The following is a 25465-nucleotide window of genomic DNA, read 5'->3' on the forward strand; positions in this document are numbered from 1 at the left end:
CCGGCCCGTTAGGCCGTCTCCGGATGCGCCGCGGACCGGTGCAGCGTTTCGCGTTTTTCGACATAGCGGCGGTGGAAATAGAGGTTGTCCTTGAGGCCAAGCGCCTTGTGGCGGATCAGGTCGACCTGGTTGAGGACGACGCCGATCTCCGCCTTCGATCCGTTGAGCTGCGCGTAGGCGTTGGCGACCGCAGCCTTCGGCGTGGCGTTCCACTTGACGACCAGCATGACGAGGTCGGCCAGGCGAGTCAGGATCAGCGCGTCGGCATTGGTGAGGATTGGCGGGGCCTCGACGATCACCACGTCGAAATGCGCGCCGTTCGTCTCGAGCCAGTTCTGCAGGCGGTCATGGCTCTCGAAGACGCTGCGCAGGTCTGTCGAGGTGCGGTAGTAGCCGGCGATCTTGCTGCCGGCACTGTGCACCTGCATCGTTAGCGCCGTCTGGTGGCTCGTCTCCGCTTCCGCCCTGTCCTGGCTATCCCAGGTGTAGACCGGCTGCCGGCGGACGACGTTCTCGATGGTCAGGACACGCTGGTCGAGGGTTGCGAGCGTCTGGGCGAGGTCGCGCACGAGATCGGTCTTGCCCTCGGCAGGGACGGAGGAGGTGACGACGAGGATGGTGTTGTTGCCTCGGTGCCGGGTCAGGCCGGCCTGGATCGCCAGCGATTTCAGCGCTTCCTCGCGGAAGTGGCGCGAGGGGGCGCCGATGCGGAAATTGATCGCCGGGACGGTGGCGATGCAGCGGGCGCCGAGGTCGGCCGCCAGCTGGGGCGCGGCGCGAAAGCCGGTGTCGCGCAGTTCGAGGAGCAGTACCAGGCCGATGCCGGCACCGAGGCTGATGATGCCGGACAGGATGGCGATGAGCGACATTTTCGGCGATGCCGGGACGTTGAGGGACTCCGCCGGGCTCACGAGCTTCGCCCCGATCGGCTTCAGGTCGGCGAGGGCCAAGGCCTGACGGTAGCTCTCCTGCAGGCGCACCAGCCCGCCGCGCGCGGTCTCGGCCTCGGCCTCGAACTGGCTCAGCCGCTGTCTCGCCGCCTGGCTCTCGAGCGCGGTGCGCTTGGTCTCCTCGAGCTGCTGGGAAAGGCTCGCCTCGGATGTCCTGGCGCTCGCGACCTCGGCTTCGGTGATCCCGATGGCGGAGGTGACGGCGCTGGACAGCTGTTCACGGGCCTCGCGCCGGGCAGTGTTGGCGCGGGCGACGAGGGGGTTCTTCTCGCCCAGCGTCGAGCCAAGACGCGCCGCCTCCTGCCGGCTGGTCACCTCCGCCTCGATCAGCCGGGGCGCATCGGTCGATCCCGCGAGGTCAAGCGCGGACGGCGTCAGGCCTGCGGTCACCGCGCTGCGCAGCCGCGAGAGGCGGGCTTCGAGGTTCAACCGGTCCAGCCGCACGCCGGACAACTGGCCGACGAGGTCGGCGAGTTGCTTCTCCATCGTCTGGCTGTTGCCGATGTCGGCCGCGCCGCGGCCGGTACCCGTCAGGCGGAGGGCGCTGACCTTCTGCTCGGCCTCGGCCAGAGTCGCTTTGGCGGCCGCGACCTGCGACGCCAGCCACTCGCTGGTGCGCCGGGCGGAGCCGACGCTGACCTCCACCCGGCTCTGCAGGTAGGTTTCAGCGAAGGCGTTGGCGACCTTGGCGGCTTGCGCCGGATCGGCGGCGGTATAGGCGATGCGGATCAGGTAGGACTTTGCGTCGTTCCGCACACCGAGACGGCTCTGGAGTTCCAGAACCTCACGATCCAGCGCCGGCACGGGCGGCGGTGCGAAGCGCGCGCGCAGGTCCGCCGCCAGCTCGCTCATATAGGACTGCGCCTTGCCGCTCGATCCGGCGGCGTCCTCTGCGCGCTGGGTCGCCGACAGGCGCGGACCGGTCAGATCCCCGGTTGGATCGTCGGCTGCCCAGTGGCTGCTGGCCACCCGCCGGGCGATCGCACGGGAGCGGATGATCTCCGCCTCGCCCTCGACGATGGCCGTGGGGTCGACGGCGGCGCTGGTGCCGCCGGTCGCCCCGCTGGCCGCAACGCCTTCGCCCTCGAACGACAGCTGGACCAAGGCCTCCCCGACATAGCTCTTCGGCATCAGCGAGGCTGCGCCGAGGGCCCCGGCAACGCCTGTCACCATCACCGTGCCGATCAGCAGCTTCCGGCGCCACAGCGTCCGCAGCATATTGAACAGGGTGGCGTCGTAAGGCGGCCTGAAATCCTCCGGTGGCTGCGTCAACCGGGCGAATTCGCGGGGAGGGACAGAGTTCATGCGAAGTTCCGTCTAGGTCGGAGGGCACGGGGCGGCGTGGGATCCGTCAAATCCGGCGTTGGCAATGCGGCCGGCGCAAAGGAGGCCTTTGCTGCCCAGAGTAGAAAGGCCGTCGTGTCGGAATTGAAGTATGATTTGGTGAGTAATCCGTCTGGTCCCCGGCAAGCCGTTGCTGCCGGAAGCAACGCAAAGCCATCGCGCCCTCGGCCTCGCCCATGACGTGCCTCATGCCATGGTGCGTCGCCCAGACACCGGCCGGCGTTCCGTTGCGGAGCCGCTGCCGGCCCAATGCTGCCTCGACAGCCTGAGGACCAGGGGTTCGACCGAGCACCGCCGCCATGGCCAGCGCCTGACCAAGCGGAGTAGCGCGTTTTAAGATTTAGAACTCTGGGTAGCACGCGATACCGTCGATCCCGAGCCACCCACCGGCCGAGCAGGCTTAACCAACCCATGCTGTGGTCATGGAGAAAGTATCAGGCTCATCAGATTGGGGAGGATTCGAGAAATGTTCTCTGGAGGGGCAGTATCGGATGAATCCTATAGTGTTGTGGACGTTGCGCCGATCGACCTGCCGTTTCGGCGACGGGGGTAAGACGACCCGATCCGTCTTGCCGGGGCGGAAGGGGTATTGGACTGACGCGTCCGAGGGGCTCACGACGAAACATGTAGTCCGGGCGTTTCGACCTCAGCGGTTAGGGCTCTTCGCGGTCAGTTCGCGCCATCCGATGCCCGCATTGGGCTCCCACAGGCAAACCCTCTCCAACAAGCTCCAAACCGGTCTGCCGTCCTGCGATGCCCTTTCCGGGTCAAGCGGAGCATCCCGCTGCCGCGAGATCACCGCAGTGCAACAACCCCTCCTGGAAAAGAAGCTTTGATGCAGATCGTGCAAACCGAGACGGAGCTTTCCGTCAACCAAGGATTGCCGAAACCGGTTCGGCCGAGCCTCTGCCTGATCCCTCCCGCCGCGCCAGGCGTCAGCGTCGGGTCGTTGCGGGTCTCGACCGAGCGTGCGCTGGCAAGCCTCAGGCACCCCTGGCAGGATCTGCACAGGCGCGTGCCGGGGGCGACGCTCTACCAGAGCCATGGCTGGTGCGAGGCGTGGGTCGAGGCCTGCGCCGGGCTCGGCCGTCCGGTGGATGTCAGGATCATCACGGTCTTCGAGGAGGGGCGGCTGGTGCTGCTGTGGCCGTTGGCGGTGCGCTCCCTCGGGCCGGTGGGTATCCTGCATGCCCTTGCCGAACCGGCGACGCAGTACTGTGATCTGCTGGTCGAAAGATCGCCGCGATCGGCGGAATGGGTGGATCTCGCCCTGCGGCAGGTAAGGGTCGAGCCCGGCGTCGACCTCGTCCATCTGCACAATGTGCGAGAGGGCGGGGGGCTCGACAGCTTCGGCAGGTCTCATCTCGGTCAGCACCTGTTCTCGCAGGACGAGGCGCCGTTTCTCTGGCTCAGCGGCGAGGCGGAAGGCGAGGAGTTGGGCCGGCCGAAGACGCGCAGCGGCCGCAGCGTCAATGCGCTGAAGCGGCACTGGCGCAACCTCGAACGGCACGGGCGGGTGGAGTTCCAGTCCGTCCCGCGCTGCCGGCACGTCGCGGCGGTTGCCGAGGCGCTCGAGTTGAAGCGCGCCTGGCTGCAGGAGCGGGGCGGCGTCAGCGCCGGCTATGACCACCCCGCCAACGGCGCCGCCATTTCCGAGATCGCCCGCCGGGGGCTGTTCATGGTCACCCGCCTGTCCGTCGGCGGCGAGACCGCGGCGGTCGAGATCGGGTTGATCGAGCGCGGGCGCTATTACTCGCTGATCCAGAGCTACGACCGGCGCTACGCCGCCCATGCCCCCGGCCGACTGCTGCTCTGGAAACTGTTTGCCGAAACGGGACTGGGGATCGAGGTCTTCGATTTTCTGGCTCCGACGCATCCGCACAAGACCGAGTGGACCGACGCCGTGATCGTGGTGACCGACTATGCCATTCCGCTCAATCTGAAGGGCCGGCTGGCCGTCTCCTATCTGCGCACCGGCAAGCCTTGGCTGAAACGCGCTTTCGGCACCTTGCCGATGCCGGTTCGCAAACGCGTCATCGGTCTTGCCCACCGGTTCTATTGACACCCCCGGTATGGGCGGCAGCCCGCGGCCTCACCGACCGTTGCGCCGCGCCCACGAACCTCCGGGCTATTCCTCGCGGAAGGCGCGGTTGAAGCTGTCGAGGATGGGCTTGCCGAGATACTGGAGGAAGGTGCGCTCCCCGGTCTTGATGAAGGCCTCGACAGGCATGCCGGGATAGATCTGGGCCTTTCGAATCTCGGCCGGCAGGTCGCCGGAAATCTTCAGGCGGGCGATGTAGTAGGGCTGGCGGCTGGCTTCGTCGATCAGCCGGTCGGCCGAGATATAGGTCACCGTGGCAGGCACGGTCGGCGTCGTGCGGGCGTTGAGGGCGCTGAAGCGCAGGCTCGCCGCCTGTCCGATCGAGATCGCGTCGATGTCATTCGGCGAGAGCCGTGCCTCGATCACCAGATCGTCGTTCGTCGGCAGGAGTTCCAGCATCGTGTCGCCGGCGCGCACCACGCTGCCGGGCGTGTTGAACGGCGTGCTGACGACGATGCCGTTCGAAGGCGAGCGGATCTGCAGGCGGGCGAGAATGGCGCTGGCGGCGCGCAATTGCTCCCGGGCACTGGAAATCTGCGTGCGCACGTCGTTCAGCTGGGTCGCCGCGGTCTCAACGCGCTGCGTCGTCAGCCGCTGAAACTGCTCCTCGGCCTCGACGATCTCGATCTTGGCGGCAAGGACGCTGGATTTCACTTGCCCCAGCTGGCCGACCAGTTCCGCCTCGCTGCGCAGCAGCAAGGTGTACTCCGAGCGGTCCGTCAGCCCCTTGTCGAGCAGCGCTCGCTTGCGCGCTGTCTCTTCGGCGACGACGGCCAGTTGCTGTTCGACGGCCCCCTGCTGCGACAACAGGCCGGAGATCTGCTCGTTCAGCGCATTCACCCGCTGGCGCAGGATCACCCCCTCCTGGCGGTGGCGGTCCAGTCGGACCGCAAATTCCTTCTGCTGCTCGTCTAGAGTGCCGTCGACGCCTTGCGCCCGTGCGGCGTCTTTCAGATCGTCCGGGAAGACGAGGCGCTCGCCGCCGTCGCGCTCGGCGACGAGGCGAATGGCGCGGGCGGCGAGCGACACCCCCTGCTGCTCCAGTTGGTTGCGCTGCGCCTCGGCGGCCGTCGGGTCCAGTTCGAACAGGATGTCGCCGGCCTTGACCGCCTGGCCTTCCTGGACGTGGATCTTCTCGACGATGCCGCCTTCGAGGTGCTGGATCCGCTGGTTCTGACCGGCGGCGGCGACGAAGCCGGACGCCACCGCCGCGCCTTCGAGCGGGGCCGAGGCCGCCCACGACCCGAAGACCAGCCCGAAGGCGCCGACGGAGGCGAGGCCGGTCAAGGTCAGGCGGCGCGTGCCGACGCTGACGCCCGCAGCCCAGCTGTTGCGGTCGACCATGGCCTCACGTCCTCCGATCCTGAAGCGGTTGCAGCGGAACCGCCGCTGCCGCGCGCGATCCCTGATGGCTGGTCAAAGAGAACGACATCGTCACGCCGGGCCCGCCTGTCCGCCGGCCAAGGATTGCTGCCGCGCGATCACCTCGGCGCGCGGACCGTAATCGACCAGCGAGCCGGCCCGCATCACCATGATCTTGTCGGCCTGCTCGGCGATCGGCCGGCGCTGGGTGACGATGAGAACCGTGGTGGCGGCATCTCGGGCGTCCCGCACCGCCTGTTCCAGCGCGCGCTCTCCGTCGGAATCAAGGTTGGCGTTCGGCTCGTCGAGCACGAGGATCCGGGGCGAGCCGTAGAAGGCGCGGGCAAGGCCGACACGCTGGCGCTGGCCGCCCGACAACTGATGCCCCGCCGGCCCGATCACGGTGTCGTAGCCTTTGGGAAGTCCGAGGATGAGGGCGTGCACATGGGCGTTGCGGGCTGCGGCGATCACCGCCTCGTCGGTACGGCCCGGGGAAAAGCGGGCGATATTGTCGGCCACCGTGCCCGGCAAGAGGTCCGCCTCCTGCGCGAGATAGCCGACGTGACGGCCAAGGCGCTCGCGGTCCCAGGTGCGGATGTCGGCGCCGTCGATGCGTATCGCGCCGCTGCTAAGCTCGAGGGTGCCGACGATCGCCCGCATCAACGTCGACTTGCCCGAGCCGGATGGCCCGATGATGGCGACGCACTCTCCAGCCGGAATGTCTGCCGAAATCCGGTTGAGGATCGGCGCCGGCGCGGCAGCCGCCGTCCCCCGCGGGGGAAAGACGACGGCCTGTTCGATGCGGATGCGGCCGGCAGGGGCGGGGAGATCGATCAGCGGGACGTCCGCAGGGCTCCGCGCCAGCGCGAGCTTCAGCCGGCTCCAGGCCTTGCGAGTGTCGATGAAGCCGCGCCAGCCGGCGATCACCTGGTCGATCGGCTGCAGGCCCCTTGCCGAGATCAGCGACGAGGCGAAGATCATGCCCGCCGTCATCTCGCCCATGAGAACGAGATAGCCGCCATAGCCGAGGATGGCGATCTGCAGGCCGAGACGCACGATGCGCGAGCCGCCGGCAAACGCGCCGTTGATCCGGTTCACGCGGTCTTGCGCCTGGAGCGAGACCGCCTCGCTGCGGCCCCAGGCGCCGACGACGTCGCTGGTCATGCCCATCGCCTTGATCGTCTCGGCGCTGCGGGCAAAGGCCTGCGCCGATAGCATCGCGTTCACCGAGGCGTCGCTGGCCTGAGAGGAGGCAGCCTGCGTGGCAGCCTGGTTGGCCCAGGCGATCAGCGCCAGCACCACCGCGCCGAGGGCGGTGAGCACGAAGAGATGCGGGTGGACGAGATAGAGGAGGAGGATGAACAGCGGCGCGAAGGGCAGGTCGAGATAGGCGAGAATGCCCTTGCCGGAAATGAAGCCGCGGACCGTGCCGAGGTCCCGCAGGGGCTGCACGTCGCCCAGCCGCGCGCGCGGCCCGTCCAGCGACGCGATCAGCGTATCGGCGCCCGCCTCCACCGCAAGGGCCGCGGCAAGACGGCTCGCCAGAATGCTGCGAATAGTGTCGACGACGCCGAGGAGGATCAGTGCGCTCGCCGCCAGCAGCGAGATGTAGATGAGCGTCTCGACCGAGCGGGAGGGCAGCACCCGGTCGTAGACCTGCAGCATGTAGAGCGGCTGCACCAGCATCAGCACGTCGACCACGAGGGTGAAGCCGAAAAGCCCGGCGAGTCCCTTCTGCACCTGCCGTCTGATGTGGCTCTCGGGCATCGCCGAGGAGGGCGCCGCAGGTCCCTGTTCCGGCGAAACAAGAAGGCTTCGCTTCGACTGGCGCGTCTCGCGCGGCATCGTCCCACCTGCGGTTCGACCTTCAAATGCTGACAGGCATGATCGACATGGGCCCCGGCCGCGAAACCCGAGAGCTTGCGGCCGGGATGCGCCCGTGCCGGTCATGCCGGGTGGGGGCGGATTACTCCGCGGCTTCCTGCATGGGAGCGATCCGGTCGTAGATGTCCTCGATCCGGATGATGTCGTCCTCGCCGAGATAGCTGCCGTGCTGGACCTCGACGATTTCGAGGAGCGAACTGCCTGCATTCTCCAGCCGGTGCACCGCGCCCAGCGGAATCTCGGCATGCTCGTTCGGCTGGAGGATGTAGATCGCGGCATCGACGGTGACGCGCGCGGTGCCGGTCACCACCACCCAGTGCTCGGCGCGGAACTGATGCTTCTGCAGCGAGAGCCGGCCACCGGGATAGACGGCGATCCGCTTCACCTGGAAATTGCTGCCGAGATCGCGCACCTCGTACCAGCCCCAGGGGCGGTGCACCCGCTGATGCGCCGATGCCTGCGGCACCGACCGGCGCTTCATGTCCTCGACCAGCAGCTTGACGTCGCCGGCCCGCTTGCGGTCGACCACCAGGACGGAGTCCGGCTCGACGATGACGACGAGATCCTTGGTTCCGACCACCGAGGTCAACTGGCCGCTGGAGCGGATGTAGCAGCCCTCGCTGCCGAGCACCTGGATGTCGCCGCGCAACGCGTTGCCGTGGTCGTCGCGCGGGGAGATTTCCCAGAGCGCGTCCCAGGTGCCGACATCCGACCAGCCCCAGGCCGAGCGCACCACGCTGGCGCGGTCGGTCTCTTCCATGACGGCGTAGTCGATCGAGATCTTTCGCGCCTGCTGGTAGGCGCTGCGGTCGAGCGCCAGGGCGCCGGACCGGTTGGTCCGGTCGGCGACGGCATGCTGCACAGCGGCGAAGTCCTGCGGCTGCAGCCGCGCATATTCGCTGATCAGCGTTTCCGGAAGGGTCAGGAAATTGCCGGAGTTCCAGAGGTAGCCGTTCTCGATGTAAGTCGTGGCGGTGGCCGCGTCCGGCTTCTCAATGAAGCGTTGCACCGGCGGCAGTCCGGGCGGGATCGCGGGACCCGGCTCGATGTAGCCGTAGCCGGTGGCCGGATGGGTCGGAGCGATGCCGAAAGTGACGATCCGCCCCTCCAACGCCGCGGCGCGGCCCGCGATCATGCTGGCGACGAAGGCCCGGCTGTCCTCGATGACGTGGTCCGAGGCCAGCACGGCAACGCAGCAGCCGGGGCTCTGCTCGGCGACCAGCAGGAGGCCGGCGAGGATAGCGGGGCCTGAATCGCGAGCCTCCGGCTCCAAGATGAGAGTCGCGTCCATGTCGATGGCGCGCAGCTGGCGCTCGACCTCGAAACGCTGGCTCTCGGCCGTGACGATGACCGGAAAGCCGAACACGGCATCGTCGGAAACCCGCAGCAAGGTTTGCTGGAAGGACGACAGTTCGCCGGTCAGCGGGATGAACTGCTTCGGCATGGAGTCGCGGGAGACCGGCCAGAGCCGGGTTCCGGAGCCTCCGCAGAGGATGAGGGGTCGGATGTCCGCAGTCATGCTGTTCGCTCCTGGTGAGAGAAAGGAAGAGGGGCTATCGGCGGGACTATTTCCGGCTGATGCGCTCGTGCCGCTGCGTGTCGGGAACCGCGTCGACGTCCGGGGTCGCGGGGATGAACGAAGAGGCATCGCCGGATGCGGGGTCTTGCGGCGGCGCCAGTTGCAGCGAACCGAGGCCCGCCGTCGCCGGCGCGGCGACGCCGCCAGTGCTGGCGCTTCCAGATCCCGCCTGGAGGATGTCGCCCGGCCAGAGCGCCGTCGTCATCGTCGCATCGAAGACGTCCATGCGCCCCTGGCGGTAGCGGGAAATCCGCAAGGTCAGCGCGCCTGCAGCCGATTGCGCGTCGAACGGCATCTGGTCGAGCTTGATCTGCCGCGCCTCGGTGACGAGGGGAAGCCCGCCTTCCGCTTCCGCCAGCTTTAGCTTGGTTTCCTGGAGGTCGGTCATCAGCCGGCTGCGATAGGAGGTGTCGAGTTCCGCGAGCTTAAGGTTGATTTCCGCCAGCGAGGACTTCGAGCGGGCGAGGTCGCTCATGATCCGCGACAGGTCCGAGCGGCTCTTCGACTTCTCGCGCTGGAGGTCGATGACCGAGGACTTCTTGGTCAACCCGTTGACCAGAAGGCCCTTGAAATCCTTGATCTGGACGTCGAGGTAGTCGATCTGCTCCTGCTGCAGTTCGCTTTGCTCCTGGAAGGCGGCGACGTCGCCTTCGACTTGCCGGCTCTGCTGTTGCAGCAGGCCGAGCTGACGGTTCTGCGAAGTCGACTGGAAGGCGAGGATTTCCCGCTCGCCCTCGATCAGCCGCCGCATCATGTCGGCATCGGCAATGCCGACATCGGGCGCCTCGATCGTCGCCGAACCGCCGAGCTGGGCGTCGAGACGCGCCTTGCGGGCGAGCTGTCCGAGATAGGCGAGCTTGAGACTCTTTAGACGCTCGTCGGTCTGGAGGAAATCCGAGCGCTGGGCGACCGTTTCGTTGGTCAGTCGCGCCATGCCGCCGGCCAGCGCCAGCGCCGTCTCGATCGTCATGCCGTCGATATAGGCGTAACGGCCCGGTGCCCGCACGCTGCCGACGATGGTCAGCGGCCGCAGTTCCGTAAGGCGGACGCTGATTACCGGATTTTGCAGATAGCCGCTGCCGAAGCGCTGGACGAGATCGGCCTGCAGACCTTCCGGCGTGAACTGGGTGACGTCGATCGGCCCGACCAGCGGTAAGGTGATCGTGCCCATCGGCTCGACGAGGTAAGTGCCGGAGATCTCGGTCTGGTCGAAGACGGTGATCGAGACCCGGTCGCCGGGCGCCAGCAGGTATGGCTCGGCTTCCGCAGGTTGCGCCTTGCCGGCTTGAACGGTGGCCGCTTGCGCACTGGCCTGCTCACCCGCCGCCTGTGCGGCATGGCCGTGGATGGGCCCGAGCACCATGGCGGTGGACAGCAGCCAAAGACCTGGCACCCGCCATCCACCACGACCACGCCTCAGCCACCTCTCGAGTATCGGCTTGTCCATCTGCGCCCCGCATCTGACTGATCGGTTGATTGATCAGTGCCGAGCGTAAGCAGTTTCCCAAGAAGGAAGGGAAACGATTGTGGCTACAGACGCCCTCCGCAAGGATTACTTCCTCCTGCCGTCGAAACCTTTCCGCGGAACGAATGATGTTTTGCTGCCAAGATGGCGAAAATTGCCGCCCAGCTTGCTCGGAGACGAGGCGGGAAGAGGGTTACTCCCGATCGCCCCGTCTCTTCGGCGCCGTCGCACTTTAGAGTTGCCGCGAGCAACAGGGTGCCGAACGATGTCTGCCGAGCCCAGCAAGAACCTTATCGAATTGGCGCGGGCTTTCGGCGGCGGCCGGTCCATGGTCGCCGCTGCGGACGCGTCGGAACGTGCGATCACCGTCGAGGTCGCGACGCCTGAACGGTTCCTCGCCGTGGAAGCGCAATTCCGCGACCTTGCCGGCCGGGCGCTGGCCGCCAATGCTTTCATGGAGCCGTCGCTGGTCGCCGCCGCGGCCGGCTGGCAGCGAGACCCGGTCTATGTGCTTCTGGCCTGGGCGGCCCCCTCTGGTCCCTCGCCGATGCGGTTGCTGGGGGCCTGGGCCTTCACCGCCTGCCGCGCGTCGCCGCTGCTTCCGATCAGCGTCCTGAAGACGCCGGTCCACGGTCATGCCGCGCTCGGAACGCCGGTGGTCGATGACGTCCGTTCGCTGGCCGTCGTCGATCGGCTGATCGCCGCCATCGCCGATGCGCCGCAGCTGCCGAAACTGCTGCAGATCCATGCGCTGCATCTGTCCGGCCCGCTCGGCGAGGTGATGCGGCAGGTGTTCCGGTCGCGGCGGATCCGCGTGCTCCTGATCGATTCCCGCCGGCGTCCCCGGCTCGATGCGCTGGCACGGCCGGCGCCTCTGTCGCGCAGCCGCAGCAAGGCGCTGCGGCAGAAACGCCGGCGGCTGGCAGAACAAGGCGAGGTTTGCTGTACGCACGCGGTGCACCCTGTGGCTTTCGGTGCGGTGCTCGAGGAGTTTCTGGCGCTGGAGGCCTCCGGCTGGAAAGGGCAGGGCGCCAGACGCGGGCGGGCGATCCTTCGGCATCGCGCCCTCAGTGGATTTTTCCGGGATGCGCTGACCGCCTTGTCCGCCCGGGGCCTTGCCGACATCGCCGTGCTCCGCAGTGCCGGGCGGCCGGTCGCCATGCAGGTGACGCTGACCTCCGGCCAGACCGCCTTCACCTGGAAAACGGCCTATGACGAGGCGTTCAAGCCCTGCGGCCCCGGCCTCCTGCTGCTTGAGGAGGTGACGGCACTCTTTATTGACGACATCCGCATCGAGTCTGCCGATTCCTGCAATCACCGGGACGATGGCTACATGGCGGAGTTCTGGAGCGGGCGGCTGGATGTGGCCGACGCCGTTCTCGACGTCCGCACCGGGGTTTCCGCGGGCTTCTGTCTTCTGGGCTCCACCGCGTATCTAGCCTTTCAGGCAAAGCACCGGGCGAGGTCGACGATGGCCGCCTGGCGCGCCCGTCCGCCGTGGCGGCGGGGTCTGGAGGCGGCCCGCCGAAAGCTGCGAGATTGGCGCGACGGCGGCAAGCCGAGCGTCGCTCGCAAGGGCGAAGGCGGTCAGGTCCGATGAGTGTCGGTCATTGGCAAGGCGACCGGATGGGCGGCATTTCGGTTGATCCGCAAGCCGCGGCGCATGCCTTGGACCTTCGTGCGACCACGGCTGCGACCGTCGAGGGTCGGGCGCTCTCGGTATCGGTCGTCGATGCCACGCAGTTTGCGGCTCATGCCGGCGAATGGCAGTGCCTCTGCCGGCGCGCCGCTGTCGCCAACGTCTTCATGGACCCGGCCGTGGCGCTGGGCGTCGAGGCCGCCTCGTCGCTGTCCTTGCGCGTGCTCCTCGTATGGCATGCCGCGACGGCGTCGGAGCCCGAGCCCTTCCTGGTCGGCGCATGGCTCGGGGCGTTGCGCGCCAGCCGGCTGACCTCGCCGTTCCGGGGCTTCGTCAGCCCGACGACGCCGGTGGCCTATCTCGGGACGCCAGTCGTCGACGCGGCGTTCGCCGAGCCGGTGTTCTCTCTTCTGCTTGCCGAACTGCGCGACAACCCGGGGCTTCCGGGCTTTGCCGAGATCGGCGATTTCAGCGCCGGGCTGGTCCCCGCGCTCACCGCGGCGCTTGAGCGGCACAAGATGCCCTGTGCCATCGTCGAGAGACGGCGCCGGGCACATCTCCTTCCCAAGCCAGATCCCGAAGGGTTCTGGGCGAAGACCGGGTCGCGGGCTCATATCAAGAACCTCGCCCGTCAGCGGCGAAAGCTCGGGGAGATGGGCCACCTCGAATTCGCGGCGGGCGTCAGCGTCGCTGAGATCGAGCGGCAGCTGGAAGAGTTTCTGGTGATCGAGGCTTCCGGCTGGAAAGGCTCGCGCGGCAGCGCGCTGGCGTCGAATGCCGAAACGGCCGCGACGGTTCGAAAAATGATCCAGGGTCTTGCCCTGCGCGATGGGGTGAGGATCCACGCGTTGCGGGTCGACGGCAGGCCAGTGGTGATGAGCGTCCTGCTCTGCGCCGGACGGGAAGCCTTCACCTGGCGGATTGCCTTCGACGAGAGCTATCGGCGTTACTCCCCGGGGATCCAGTTGCTCGAAGACCTGACGCTGGAGCTTCTGCGCGACCCCGGCGTCGAGCGCACCGATTCCTGTAACCACCGCGATACGGGTTTTCAGGCCGAGCGCTGGTCCGAGCGGCACGAGCTCGTCGATATCCTGATTGGCACCCGTCGGCACTCGGCGGTGGTGGTGTGGTGCCTTGCCGCCCGTGAGCGCTTCCTCCGCCGCGCCAAGGACTTGGCGCGGCATGCCTTCCAAGCGGCCCGTCATCGACTGGTGTCGGGGAAGGAGAAGCCGAAAGGGTGAGGGGGCGGCAGCGGATGCGATGGCGCGACCGCCGCGAATCGCACCGCATCCGGCGGGCCCTTGCGGTCGCGCCGGATGCGGTGGGACAGATGCCCTTTGGCTTGGCTACTCCGCGGCGATCGGCTGCTGCAGGCTGTCGGCCAGCGTGGTCTCGGGCGGAAGGGGTGTGTGGCCGAGGCCGAGATACTCGTAGCCCAGCGCTCTCAGCAACGTGCCGTCGAGATGGTTGCGCAAGTCGATGACGAGGGGCCGTGCCATCGTCTGACGTAGTTCTGCCCATGGCAGCTGCGCGTAGTCGGCCCATTCGGTGAGGAGCACGACGGCGTCGGCGTCGAGCAGCGCCTCTTCGGCCGTGCCGGCCATCTCGACATCGGGCAGCAGGTGGGCGAAATTGGCCATCGCCGCGGGATCGTGGGCGACGACCTCGGCGCCGGCGTCGATCAGGCCGTCGATCACCGTGATCGCCGGCGCCTCGCGCACGTCGTCCGTGCCGGCCTTGAAGCTGAGACCGAGCGCCGCGATCCGCAGATGGCGGACATCGCCGTCCAGCCGATCAATGATGCGGTTGACCATGGCCAGTTTCTGCCGCTCGTTCGAGAGGATCACTGCCTCAGCGATCGGCATGGAATTGCCGGCGTCGCTCGCCGTGCGCACCAGCGCGCGCAGATCCTTGGGAAAGCACGATCCGCCGAAGCCCGGCCCGGCTTTCAGGCCGGCGGCACCGATCCGCTTGTCGAGCCCGACGCCGATGGCGAGATCCTCCACGTCGGCACCGACCTTCTCGCACAGCAGCGCGAACTCGTTGATGAGGCCAATCTTCGTGGCGAGAAAGATGTTCGACGCATACTTGATCATCTCCGACGTTTCGATCGCATCGAACGCCAGCAGGCGGTGGCCGCGCAAGGTTAGGGGCGCGTAGACCCGGCGCATCAGTGCCAGCCCCTCCGGCGAACCCGAGCCGATGACGATCCTGTCCGGCACCAGGAAATCCATCATGGCGCAACCTTCGCGCAGGAACTCCGGATTGGACACGATCGCAAAGCGCTCACGTGGCAAGTGGGCGGCAACCAGGGCGTCGAGGCTGGCGCAGGTGCCGACCGGCACGGTCGACTTGATCACCATCGCGACGAAGCCGTCCGCACCGCTCTCCGCCCGGCAGCGCGCGGCGTTCTGGACGGCGGCAACCAGTGGGCCGATCTCGGCATTCGGCCCACCGGCGGCGGTCGGGGTGCCGATGGCAAAGAACAGCGCCAGCGTCTCGCTGGCCATTGCCTCGGCGAAGTCGACACTGAAGCTCAGCCGTCCCTCGGCCATGTTGCGGGCGACGAGCTGGTCGAGCCCGGGCTCGTAGATCGGGATGTCGCCCGCTTGGAGCCGCGCAATTTTCTGAGCATTGGTATCGACGCACAGCACGCTGTGCCCGAGTTCGGCGAGGCAAGCTCCGGTCACGAGGCCGACATAGCCCGTTCCGATAACGCAAATTTTCAGCATATGGCCTCCGGAGGAAGAAACGGTTGGCGAGATCGCTTATCGTCGTCGCCGCGTCAGCGTGCACCGCGGGCGGAAAGCACCGCAGGCAAGGTGCGGAGCAGGATGACGAGATCGAGGCTCAGGCAGCGGTCGCGGATGTAGGTCTTGTCCCAGCTCTCCTGGTCGGAGAGGTCGCCATCGCTGCGGGACTGGATCTGCCAGAGCCCGGTGAGGCCCGGCAGCACGCTGCAGCGCAGCTGGCGGAATTCCGCGCTGAAACTGTCGAGATGATAGGACGGGAAGGGGCGCGGGCCGACCAGGCTCATTTCGCCGCAGAGGATGTTCCAGAGCTGCGGCAGTTCGTCGAGGCTGCTGCGGCGGATGAAGTTTCCGATCCAGGGCAGAATGCGCGGATCGTCCTTCAGTTTGAAGCAGCGCTGCCATTCGGCAGCGGCTGCGGGGTTTTCGTTGAGATGGCGCGCCAGACGGCTGTCGGCGTCGATGAACATGCTGCGCAGCTTCCAGACTCGGAAGGGGACGCCGTGCCGTCCGACGCGCGTCTGGGCGTAGAAGGGGGAGTGGCGGTCGACGCTCCAGATCGCGGCGGCGAGGACGAGGATGAACGGCAGCGCGGCGAGAAGCAGCGCGCCGGCGACGAGGAAATCGAACACCGATTTCGCCAGCGGGCCAAGCGCGAGGGCGCCACGCCGCGCTGCCCCCGTCGCCTCGGCCAGCACCATGGTGGCGGCCGGCGGTTCCAGGCCGATGCTGTTCGGCGCGCCCCCCAGCCGGAGACCGGGCCGTTCGGCGCTGATGTCGATTTCGGGATCGGCAAGCGACATGACGTAACTCCACCTTGCGTCGTGCCGGCTGGCACGACGTTTTCATGGAAGGGGTCGAGAAGGCTGGGGGAAAACCAGGCGTGTCGCCGGAGCGGTAACCCGGCGACGTCGCTGGCGGGGCGGTCAGCGCGGGGCGGCGACCGCCGACAGCGGGGCGTGGTGTCCCCCGGCGTGCTGCAACTGCTTCTCGATCCAGCGGTAGGTCGGGACGATGCCGGCATGGAGGCCGATGGTGGGTTCCCAGCCCAGCACGTTGCGCAGCCGCGTGTTGTCGCTGTTGCGCCCGCGAACGCCCTGTGGCCTCGACAGCTCGTGGCGCTTGACGAGTTGTTTGCCGGCCGCGGCGGAGACGATGTCGACGAGATCGTTGATGGTGACGAGCTCATCCGTGCCGAGGTTCAGCGGTTGCGAATAGTCGGAGCGCATGAGCCGCACCAGGCCTTCGACGCAATCGTCGATGTACATGAACGAGCGGGTCTGTTGGCCATCGCCCCAAATCTCGATCTCGTCTCCGTTGCGGGCCTTCGCCACCTTGCGGGCGATCGCCGCCGGTGCCTTCTCGCGGCCGCCGTCATAAGTGCCGAGCGGACCGTAGACGTTGTGAAAGCGCACGACACGGGTCTCGAAACCGTAGTCCTGCGTGTAGTATTCACAAAGTTTCTCAGTGTAGAGCTTCTCCAGGCCGTAGCCCTCCTCGGGCGCCGCCGGAAAAGCGTCTTCCTCGCGCAGCGGCACGACGTCGGGATTGTGCTGCAGGTGCGAAGGATAGACGCAAGCCGAGGAAGAGTAGAGGAAGCGCTTAACCCCAGCCTTGTGCGCCGCCTCGATCATGCCGATGTCCATGCGGGTGTTGTTGAGGGTGATCTCGGCATGCGACTGGCTGATGTAGCCGATGCCGCCCATGTCGGCCGCGAGGTGGTAGACCTCGTCCATTCCCGCCGTGGCCGCCGCGCAGTTGTCGCGTTCCCGCAGGTCGACTTTCAGGAATTCATCGGCGCGGCTGGCGCCGTATTCCGGCATCTTGATGTCGGCAGCGCGGACCCAGTGTCCCATCTCCTTCAACCGGGAGGTCAGGTGATGGGCGATGAAGCCACCGGCTCCGGTGACCAGGATCTTCTTCTCTCGATTGCGTTCCAGCATCGTTCTTTCCCTTCGTTGACGATGCGCCAACGCTGCGTCTCCGTCGGGCGGAATGTAAGATCCCCAAAGGTGATAGCTCTCTTTACCGGTGAAGAGGTTCGTTTACCTGAGCGATAGTCTCGGGCGACTGTCCTGATTATTTGATGCAGGACGAAGGAAGAGCGCTCGTTTCGAAACAGATAGTTGCCGACATCGTATGATGACATTCGCTAGCCAATCGGATTGCTCACATTGCGCTGCAGCATTCGCATTGACCCTGCTTCCGGCCTGATGATCATCTGACGCCAGTCCCCTCCGGCGCAGGACTGGCCTAGCGTGGCTTTCACCACCGGAGCGGATGAAGATTCACCCTGAGGAACGCGCGATGAACAGGATACTTGTTACTGGCGGATCAGGCTTTGTCGGCGCCAACCTTTGTGAGTTTTTGTTGAGATATGGTCACGAAGTGATTTGCCTCGACAATTTCTCGACGTCGAGCCGCGAGAACATCGCGCATCTGGAGCCACATCCGCGGTTTCATGTGATCGTCGGCGACGTGCGCTCGGCCATTCGGCTCGAGGCAACGCAAATCTACCATCTGGCCTGTCCGGCTTCGCCCCCCAAATACCAGGCGGACCCGGTCTTCACCATGGAAACGTCGGTTCTCGGTGCCATCAACGTCCTGGAAATGGCGCGGCGAACCGGGGCGCGGGCCTTGATGGCCTCGACCAGCGAGATCTATGGAGAGCCGGAGATCTCGCCGCAGCCCGAGACCTACCGCGGCAACGTCAACTGCTGGGGCCCCCGCGCCTGCTACGACGAAGGCAAGCGCAGCGCCGAGGCCCTGTTTTACGACTACCGTCACCAGTACGGCGTCGATGTGCGGGTGGCCCGGATCTTCAACACCTATGGCCCTCGCATGGCCCCGGCCGACGGGCGGGTGGTGTCGAACCTCATCGTCCAGGCGCTGAGTGGCGAGCCGATGACCGTCTACGGGGATGGCAGCCAGACGCGGTCGCTGTGCTATGTCGACGATCTCGTGCTCGGGCTGTACCGCCTGATGAACCGACCGGGCTTGCCCGGGCCGGTCAATCTCGGCAACGAGCACGAAAGCCGGGTCCTCGACGTCGCAGAAGAGATCCGTTCGCTCGTCGGCCATGCCTCGACCATCTCCTTCCGGCCGCTGCCGGTGGATGATCCGACGCACCGCCGCCCCGACATCTCGCTGGCCCGCCAGCATCTCGACTGGGAGCCGATGGTGCCACTGGCGGAAGGCCTGCGCCGAACAGTCCAGTACTTCGCCGAGCTGCTCCGCTCGGACCTTGCCGTCAGCGGCGCCGTTGCCGAAGCGGCAGAGTGATGGGAGCGCTGCAGGCGTCTTGCGAAATTCCTCAGCGAGGGGTTGAGAGGTCATGACCATTCAAGAACGCGTGCACGCTGGTCGACCGATGGCCTTCTTGGCAAAACCACCGAGTTTCAAGGTGCTTGGCGTGCCGATCAGCGCGATCGATCCGCGCAAGGCCATCGAGGCGATCGAGGCCTGGATCGAGGCGCGCGATCCAACCTTTGTCTGCATCACCGGCGTGCACGGCGTCATTGAGTGCGGACGCGACGAAGCGCTGCGCCGTATCCATGAGGAGGCGGGCATGGTGACGCCGGACGGCATGCCCCTCGTCTGGGTCGCGCATTCACGCGGCCTTTCGGCCGTGCAGCGGGTCTACGGACCTGAACTGATGCTGAAGCTCAGCGCGCGTGCCGCCACGACCGGTCATCGGCATTTCTACTATGGCGGCGCCGAGGGGGTTGCCGACGAGTTGAAGCAACGGCTGCAGGCGTTGATTCCGGGCCTGCAGGTGGTGGGCACGCTGACGCCGCCGTTCCGGGCGATGACCCCTGAGGAGGACGCGGCGACGGTGGAGCGTATCAACCAGGCGCGGCCGGACATCCTTTGGGTCGGCCTCAGCACGCCGAAGCAGGAGCGCTGGATGAGCAGCCATCGCAGCCGCCTCGAGGTGCCGGTCATGATCGGCGTCGGCGCCGCCTTCGATTTCCTGTCCGGCCGTAAGCGTCAGGCACCGCATTGGATGCGCAGATCGGGGCTGGAATGGCTGTTCCGTCTTCTCAGCGAACCGAGGCGCCTCTATCGGCGATACCTCGTGATCATCCCGACATTCATGTTCAGGATTTTATTCGATAAGCGCTGATTACAATGTCAGAACTACAAATGTTTGGCTTGTTTGTTTGCCACCAAAATAGATGATGACTGCGCAGTAGCATTCAATGAGCACCATAAGTCATCCTTTGATTGGCAGTGTGCCGGCTGATCAAGCCGCATAAAAATTTCCCAACCTTCGGATTGGCAAAATGATCGGCGAATAAAACGCCAATGAAAATAGGCAGTGCATGTATACAGAATAGCGCTGAAATTAAATGGGGGTATGAAATGCGTGGGCGTGCAGGGATCATCATCTGTGACAAGAGCCGATTGTTCCGGGAGGGGCTGGTATCACTCCTGAAAGAGTCTCAGTTCAAGATTCAGTCTGTCTGCACGGATTTGGAGGAAGTGCAGCAGCTTCAGACGAGGTCAACGAAGGGGATGACATTCCTGCTAGGCGCCAATTCTGCTGCCGAGTTCGATCTGCTGGAGGTCGCCAACCTCAAGCAGACCTATCCCGGCAGTCATGTCGTTCTGCTTATCAATTCCTGTTCGGAGGAGCAGCGCTGGCAGGCGGCGCATTACGGCATTGATGGCGTGCTGCTGAAGTCGATCTCGACCGAGGTGCTGTGCCTCAGCCTGGAACTTGTGCTGAAGAGCCAGAGCGTCTTCATCGTCAACGCCGATTCCGGTGCCGAAGAGCCGCCGCGGCGCGTTGAGATCGAGGCGGCGATCCCGGTAGCGCCGGGGGAGGGGGATGGCACGCCGGCAGACAAGAATGCCGACCGATGGACGCTTGCGCCCGCAAGCCCTGTGCCGGCCCCCGTCCACGCCGCACCGACCATGATCTCCTCGCGCCGAGAGGGGCTGTCCGATCGCGAGCTCGAAATCCTCGATTGTCTGGTCAACGGGCATTCCAACAAGCTGATCGCCCGCCGTTGCAACATCACCGAGGCGACCGTGAAGGTGCATCTCAAGGCGATCTTGCGCAAGATCAGCGTCGCCAACCGTACCCAGGCCGCGGTGTGGGCGATCAATAAGATGCACCGTTCGTCGGCGCAGATCGATGCGCCGGTCGCCTTGAATATCGATCGCGGCCATCTGGCGGCCGTGCCGCCGTCGACCACCACCGTCGAGGCTGACGATGGCGATAGCGGGGCCGAAGAGGCTGTCGATCCTCCTGTCGCTTTGGCGCTGGTTCATAGCCGCGCGGGTGATGTGCGGTTGGGGACCGTCTAGGAGTCCGCGCGGCCTGACTGGATAACAACGGGACGCTCTCCTCCTTCGATCGGTCTGTTTTACTTTGAGGGAAGCGTGTTCGTTACATCGGTAAAAATAGCCCAGGGCGCGAATGGCCTGGGCTCGCCGCTGTCTCCACTGCCCCGCCATATAGACCGCCTGTTCCGTGCGACGAAAGTCACGGCCTGTTGCGGACGCGAGATGACCATGCACTGTCGACGTCTTAGGCATCGTTCAGGGTAGGGCCCGCTTTAGGACAAGGCCGCCCGGAAGGATGCGCTCGCCCACTCCGCCGTTACTCCTGTCGCATCCATGCCGGGCACGCCGGCAGGAGGAGGGCGTGCCCTTGCTTGCGGATCGGTTATCTTCGAGGCCCGCTCTAAATATAGCCGGTCCAAACTCTATTAACACTTTGTTACATTACGATGAACGATGGTGTTAAGACCGTTTCTACATTGACCTCAGAACTAGAAATACTGGATCGTGCGCTGGTTCGGGCCAGCATGCGCTGGCGGCCGGGCACAATGTCCGCCATCGCGCCCGGCTCCTCAAAGACCTAGCTCGCGCGATGACTTCGTCTGAGGCCAACGCGATGAGCAGTTTGAAATTTGGAACCAGTGGGTTGCGCGGGCTCGTGTCCGACTTGGCGGGATGGCCGAGCTACGCCTACGTGCTGGCCTTTCTCCGGCATCTCGACAGAACCGAGAGGCCGGACGCGAAACGCGTGGTGCTGTTCGGTCGCGACCTGCGGGCCAGCAGCCCGGACATCGTCGGCAACTGCCTGGCGTCGGCGCTGCACGCCGGGTACGAGGCGATCGACTGCGGCGCGCTGCCGACACCGGCTTTAGCTTTGGCGGCGCTCGAAAATGGCTGTCCGGCGGTGATGGTCACCGGAAGCCATATCCCCGACGATCGAAACGGCCTGAAGTTCTATCGCCGGGATGGCGAGATCACCAAGGCTGATGAAGAGGGCATCCATGCCCAGTTCGAAGCGATCACCAGCGGCGGCGGGCCGATCCGCTTGCTGCGCAGCGTCGGGCCGCTGGAACGCAACACCGAGTGCATCGCGCGATACCGCAAGCGCTACCTCGATTTCTTTCCTGGCAATTGCCTGTCAGGCCTGCAGGTGGGCGTGTTCACCCACAGCTCTGTTGCCCGTGACATTCTCCTCGACGTGCTCGTTGCCCTCGGCGCTGCCGTGGAGGAGCTCGGCCGCTCCGAAATGTTTATACCCGTCGATACCGAAGCGCATCGGCCGGAGGACCTTGCCCAGCTCGGCGCCTGGGGGCGTCGCAATCGCTATGATGCGATCGTCTCAACCGATGGCGACGCCGATCGGCCGCTGGTCGCCGACGAAAGCGGGGTGGTGATCCGCGGCGACTTGCTCGGCCTTATCACCGCCCGGCATCTCGGCCTTCGCACCCTCGTCACCCCCGTCACCTCGAGCACCGCCGTCGAGACATCGGGCATCGGCCAGTCGGTGATCCGCACCAAGGTCGGCTCGCCCTTCGTAATTCAGGGGATGGTCGAAGCCGCCGCCCGCGGCGATGCCGGCATTGGCGGCTTCGAGGCGAATGGCGGCTTCCTGCACCTGAAGGACATTCACTGGCAGGGCCGCACCTTGAGGGCGCTGCCGACACGCGATGCCTTGCTGCCCATTCTGGCAAGCCTTGCCGAAGCGCGCGCGCTGGAAGTGCCGCTGAGCGCGTTGATTGCCCAGCTGCACGCCGGATACGCCGCGGCGCACCGGCTGCAGAACGTTCACGCGAGTCAAAGCTTCATGTTCATGCAGAAGCTCGCGACCGACGCCTTTTTTCTCGGCGAGTTCTTCGCCCCGATCGGCACGCTGGCCAGCATCAACGTGATCGATGGCTTCAAAGCCACCTTCGCCAGCGGCTGCTCGGTGCACTTCCGTCCTTCCGGCAACGCGCCGGAGCTTCGGTGCTACGTCGAGGCCGGCTCGCAGGCCGACGCCGATCAGTTGCTGCGCTGGAGCCTTGCCCAGGCGCGGGATCACATCAGCGGTCTGTCGCGGCTACAGACAGCGTGATGAAGGCGGCCGGCCCGCGGCTTTTCCATGGCCGGCCGCCGGTGCTCACGCGAAGGCGAAGTCGTTCGCGTGCAGGTCGGCGATGCTTGCCTCGTTGATCAGCAGATGGCTGCTGCCGAACTCGATCATCACGTCTTCGCCGGAAGGGCTGGCGGCATCCAGCACATCGTCGAACGATCCGAAGAAATCCGCCGGCAGGACGATCTGGTCATGCTGCTGGCCGCCAAGGCTCATGTCCTCGATCGAGTCGGTGCTGCCGTCATCGTTGAAAACGAAGATGTCGGCCCCGGCGCCACCGAACAACAGCTCGTTGCCGGTGCCGGCATGGATCGTGTCATTGCCGCCCATCGCATGAATCTCCAGCGCGCCGGCTTGGCCGGTGAGAACATCTGCTGAAGCGCTGCCGACGATGTCCGACCCGTCCGTGCTGACGTTAGGGGCGGGCTGGGGCGCTGTGTCAACGGCCGGTGCCTCGGTAACAATCGGTGCTGCGGGAGCCGCCGGCGCCGCAGAAACCGGCGTCGCCGCACCGGAACCGGTCGCTGTCGAACCGTCCCCGGTCAGCCAGGCCGACGTATCGGGGGGCGTCGCCGAGCTGAGGGTCGAGCCGTTGTCCTGATCGGTATCGGACTGATAGGCGGCCCAGGTGTCGCCGCTTGGCAGATCGCCCCACCACCAGTGGTTTCCGCCGTCCATGAAGTACTGGTTGTCGCTGAAGACATTGCCGCCGTTGAGGAGGCCCGCTTCGTTGAAGTCGGCAACGGCGCCGGACCGGCCGTCGCCGCCGGTCGAGACGAGCACGTTGTCGTGCACGGTGTTGCCGGTGGTGGTGTACGCGCCATAGGCCCCGCTGCCGCGATCCTGCTGGATCAGACCGATGCCGTTGAGCCCGTCCGACATGTCGATCTTGTTGCCGTAGACATCGACATTCTGCGCGTTCTGCAGCTGGATCGCCGCTCCCCACAGCCAGTCGCCCTGCGCCGCCTCGCCATTGCCGGCAAAGGTGTTGTTGCGGATTACCGCGTCGTAGGAGATCTCGTGGTTGATGCCGCCGCCGTCATTGTTGACGACCAGATTGCCCTCGTAGAGCGTGTCGATGTTGTCGACGTCGGTCCACAGGCCGAAGCCGTGATTGTCGTGGCTGTAATTGTCGCGGACGACGAGGTTGGTGGTCTGCGCAAACTTGCTGCCGCCGCCTTCCCAGAAGGGGTCGATGCCGGACCAGCCGCCATTCGCGCCGATGTCGTTGCCCTCGACGAGGATGTTGGCGCCGTTGCCGCCGATGCCCATCTGGCCATTGTCGTGCACATTGTTGCCGATGATCTTGCCGCCGTCCTGAACGGTGATGCCGACGCCGTAGTTCAGCTTCACCTCGTTGTTCTCGACGGTCCAGTTCTCGCCGCCCTGGATGGCGCCGTGCTGGGTCGGTGCATTGAAGTGCTGGATGACGAGGTTGGAGATCGTCACGCCGCTGGCATCAGACTCGAAAGCAGCGCTCGCAATGCCGGCCTCGACGGTGTGTCCGGCCGGGTTGTCCGCAAGGTAGATCTTGTCCGCGGCGTAGTCGAAATAGAAGCTGCCGGGCTTAACCGCGTCCAGACTGGAAACGGGTTTCAGGGGATGGCCGTCAACGAAGACGGTTTCAGGAAAGCCGCCGCGCTCGGCAACAGCCTCGCTTGTGGCGATGCGCAGGCCCTCCTGGGTCTGGCCGGACGCGACATAGAGCGAGCCTTGCTGGGTGAAGCTGGTGAGGACCGCTCCGCCATCGAGGACGGCGCCTTGCTGGCCGATAAACGTCTGGCCATCCTTCGGATCCAATGGCTGCGTGAGGCGGTGGACACCTTCTTCGAAGACAAAAACCGCATTGGGTGCCGCATTCCCAACTATACTTTGATAGTTGTCACCAACCGAAATTTGAATCGCGCCGTTGGGAATTTCGACAGACGTCGGTCCGCTTCGAAGTGTATTGGTTGCTGGCATTTAAATCACTTTGAATGTTGAACACCAGGTCAAAGTGATTTCAGAAATAGTCAGGAATGTGTCTCCCCGCCATAATCGCGGCCAGGTTGTATGAAGGGGGCTTGGAATTCAAGGTAGACATCTTGCAACGCACTTTCCACTTCGCGTCGCCCATGCGTTCGGGTTCAGTCGTCGGTTGCAGAGATGAGGTGCTTAACGAGTTTTGACCACTTTTGAGGTTTGCCGCATCCGTTCGGCGAAAGCGATCGGCTGACATCAGTTTCCGAGCCAGTCTATTCGAGCGGAGAGCTTGAAAATCATACTTATTATATCGTTAAATTTAGTAAAAAACATTCAATATTATTAAGTTGTTGGTTCGAAATATTTCTGCTTTGTTTTTGAATAGGAGAGCCTTGGATTGAATTGGAGGGCATGGGCGGTGTCGTCAGGAATGAAAGAGTTGGCTAATACACTATCCTCGAAAGAGTCCGCCTTTCGCCGCGATGGCGAATGCGCAAGGCGTCGCGCGTCCGCGATCGCCAAGGCTCGTCCGCTTCAGCGTTTGATGGGCGTTGCAATCGGCGGCCGCTGCGGAACGGCAGATCTGGCTGGCTCCCTCTTTTTTGATGTGGGGGCAGGTCCGTACAACGCCTACTGCAATGCACAGTCTTCGCATCATCTTCGACGAAGGCTGCTCGTCTAGCTCTCGCTCCCGGCGCAGAAGAGGCTCCACAGTTCTCTTCCCACCGTTGCGAGTCAAATAAACATGAGGTTTTGCAGCAGGATTTCATCGCTCTGATGCCGGAAGACATTGCCTTCAGAGTGTGCAAAGTATGAACTGGAAAAAGAAAATAATGATTTTGTACAAACGACGATTGCAATAGAAGAAAACACAATCTCTAGAACATAATATTTGTAAACAACACTGCGTATGCAAGGAAGGAGCAGAAACGGGTTCGGCGATAGGGTGAAAGGTATCGAACGTACTGTAAGGAAGATAGCGAACTACATAAGTGATGGGATTGAGATGAACCAGGTGGTTAACGGAGTGATGAGTCTCCATGAT

16 protein-coding genes are annotated in these 25465 nt (G+C 65.1%); 7 read left to right on the forward strand and 9 right to left on the reverse strand.

The features are described 5' to 3' along the window. Positions 1-8: 8 nt before the first annotated feature. Positions 9-2255, reverse strand: a complete 2247-nt coding sequence (locus ACZLZY_RS16835) for a GumC family protein (RefSeq protein WP_472935358.1) — start codon at positions 2253-2255, stop codon at positions 9-11. A gap of 874 nt (positions 2256-3129) precedes the next feature. Here ACZLZY_RS16835 and ACZLZY_RS16840 point away from each other — a divergent pair. Then, positions 3130-4356 carry a GNAT family N-acetyltransferase gene (locus tag ACZLZY_RS16840; protein WP_472935359.1) on the forward strand — a complete coding sequence of 409 codons (1227 nt, stop codon included), beginning with the start codon at positions 3130-3132 and terminating at the stop codon, positions 4354-4356. Positions 4357-4422: 66 nt separating this feature from the next. Here ACZLZY_RS16840 and ACZLZY_RS16845 read toward each other — a convergent pair whose 3' ends face one another. The 4 genes from ACZLZY_RS16845 to ACZLZY_RS16860 all read right to left on the reverse strand — a co-directional run bounded on the left by ACZLZY_RS16845 (position 4423) and on the right by ACZLZY_RS16860 (position 10613). Next, positions 4423-5739: an HlyD family type I secretion periplasmic adaptor subunit gene (locus ACZLZY_RS16845; protein ID WP_472935360.1), complete on the reverse strand. Its 1317-nt coding sequence runs from the start codon at positions 5737-5739 to the stop codon at positions 4423-4425. A 90-nt stretch (positions 5740-5829) separates the two neighbouring features. Beyond that, positions 5830-7602: a type I secretion system permease/ATPase gene (locus tag ACZLZY_RS16850; RefSeq protein ID WP_472935361.1), complete on the reverse strand. Its 1773-nt coding sequence runs from the start codon at positions 7600-7602 to the stop codon at positions 5830-5832. A 121-nt stretch (positions 7603-7723) separates the two neighbouring features. Continuing rightward, positions 7724-9160: a mannose-1-phosphate guanylyltransferase/mannose-6-phosphate isomerase gene (locus ACZLZY_RS16855; RefSeq protein ID WP_472935362.1), complete on the reverse strand. Its 1437-nt coding sequence runs from the start codon at positions 9158-9160 to the stop codon at positions 7724-7726. A 46-nt stretch (positions 9161-9206) separates the two neighbouring features. Then, a complete protein-coding gene (locus ACZLZY_RS16860; RefSeq protein ID WP_472935363.1) occupies positions 9207-10613 on the reverse strand; it encodes a polysaccharide biosynthesis/export family protein in 1407 nt (468 codons plus the stop codon). A 337-nt stretch (positions 10614-10950) separates the two neighbouring features. Between ACZLZY_RS16860 and ACZLZY_RS16865 the strand changes: the two genes are divergently transcribed. Together ACZLZY_RS16865 and ACZLZY_RS16870 are read left to right on the forward strand one after the other, a co-directional pair. Beyond that, complete coding sequence (locus ACZLZY_RS16865) at positions 10951-12285, forward strand: GNAT family N-acetyltransferase (RefSeq protein ID WP_472935364.1); 1335 nt, start codon at positions 10951-10953, stop codon at positions 12283-12285. Next, on the forward strand, positions 12282-13565 hold the full coding sequence (locus ACZLZY_RS16870) for a GNAT family N-acetyltransferase (protein ID WP_472935365.1): 1284 nt from the start codon (positions 12282-12284) through the stop codon (positions 13563-13565). The genes ACZLZY_RS16865 and ACZLZY_RS16870 overlap by 4 nt, the downstream gene beginning before the upstream one ends. 105 nt (positions 13566-13670) lie before the next feature. On the opposite strand, the gene ACZLZY_RS16875 is transcribed toward ACZLZY_RS16870, so the two are convergent. From ACZLZY_RS16875 to ACZLZY_RS16885, 3 genes are all read right to left on the reverse strand, one after another. Further along, positions 13671-15056, reverse strand: a complete 1386-nt coding sequence (locus ACZLZY_RS16875) for a UDP-glucose dehydrogenase family protein (protein WP_472935367.1) — start codon at positions 15054-15056, stop codon at positions 13671-13673. A gap of 53 nt (positions 15057-15109) precedes the next feature. Then, entirely contained in the window at positions 15110-15877 is a 768-nt protein-coding gene (locus ACZLZY_RS16880) for a sugar transferase (RefSeq protein ID WP_472935368.1), read from the reverse strand. Between the two features lie 123 nt (positions 15878-16000). After that, positions 16001-17017 carry an NAD-dependent epimerase/dehydratase family protein gene (locus tag ACZLZY_RS16885; protein ID WP_472935369.1) on the reverse strand — a complete coding sequence of 339 codons (1017 nt, stop codon included), beginning with the start codon at positions 17015-17017 and terminating at the stop codon, positions 16001-16003. 337 nt (positions 17018-17354) lie between these two features. Here ACZLZY_RS16885 and ACZLZY_RS16890 point away from each other — a divergent pair, with 337 nt between their 5' ends. From ACZLZY_RS16890 to ACZLZY_RS16905, 4 genes are all read left to right on the forward strand, one after another. Next, positions 17355-18356: a UDP-glucuronic acid decarboxylase family protein gene (locus ACZLZY_RS16890; RefSeq protein ID WP_472935370.1), complete on the forward strand. Its 1002-nt coding sequence runs from the start codon at positions 17355-17357 to the stop codon at positions 18354-18356. Positions 18357-18444: 88 nt separating this feature from the next. Then, positions 18445-19200, forward strand: coding sequence for a WecB/TagA/CpsF family glycosyltransferase (locus ACZLZY_RS16895; protein ID WP_472935371.1), 756 nt, complete (start codon positions 18445-18447; stop codon positions 19198-19200). A gap of 182 nt (positions 19201-19382) precedes the next feature. Beyond that, positions 19383-20390: a LuxR C-terminal-related transcriptional regulator gene (locus ACZLZY_RS16900; protein WP_472935372.1), complete on the forward strand. Its 1008-nt coding sequence runs from the start codon at positions 19383-19385 to the stop codon at positions 20388-20390. A gap of 592 nt (positions 20391-20982) precedes the next feature. After that, the gene (locus ACZLZY_RS16905) at positions 20983-22440 is read left to right on the forward strand and encodes a phosphomannomutase (protein WP_472935373.1); all 1458 of its coding nucleotides are present in this window, start codon (positions 20983-20985) and stop codon (positions 22438-22440) included. 45 nt (positions 22441-22485) lie between these two features. Here the strand turns inward: ACZLZY_RS16905 and ACZLZY_RS16910 are convergent, their stop codons facing one another. Next, the gene (locus ACZLZY_RS16910; RefSeq protein ID WP_472935374.1) at positions 22486-24258 is read right to left on the reverse strand and encodes a right-handed parallel beta-helix repeat-containing protein; all 1773 of its coding nucleotides are present in this window, start codon (positions 24256-24258) and stop codon (positions 22486-22488) included. Between the last annotated feature and the right edge of the window lie 1207 nt (positions 24259-25465).

This window comes from Mesocryomonas lacus, assembly GCF_055730135.2.